The following is a 391-nucleotide window of genomic DNA, read 5'->3' on the forward strand; positions in this document are numbered from 1 at the left end:
CCCCTGTATTTCCTGTTGCTCCTGTTGGGCCTGTTGCTCCATCTGCTCCTGTATTTCCTGTTGCTCCTGTTGGACCTGTTGGACCTGGTACTCCATCTGCTCCTGTGTTTCCTGTTGCTCCTGTTGGACCTACTAATCCATCTGCTCCTGTTGGGCCTGTTGCTCCTGTTGCTCCTGTCACTCCTGTTATTCCTACCCCTGTTGCTCCTGTTGGACCTGTTGGACCTGTTGCTCCATCTGCTCCTGCTGCTCCTGTTGGACCTGTTGGACCTGCTACTCCATTTGCTCCTGTATCTCCTGTTGCTCCTGTTGGACCTGTTGGACCTGTTGCTCCATCTGCTCCTGTATTTCCTGTTGCTCCTGTTGGGCCTATCACTCCATTTGCTCCTGC

1 pseudogene is annotated in these 391 nt (G+C 53.5%); it reads right to left on the reverse strand.

What is annotated here, in order from left to right:
* A pseudogene (locus IC219_RS21415) lies at window positions 1-376 on the reverse strand (spore surface glycoprotein BclB); the annotation flags it as partial.
* Between the last annotated feature and the right edge of the window lie 15 nt (window positions 377-391).

The organism is Clostridioides sp. ES-W-0018-02 (genome assembly GCF_020658175.1).
Classification (GTDB): domain Bacteria; phylum Bacillota; class Clostridia; order Peptostreptococcales; family Peptostreptococcaceae; genus Clostridioides.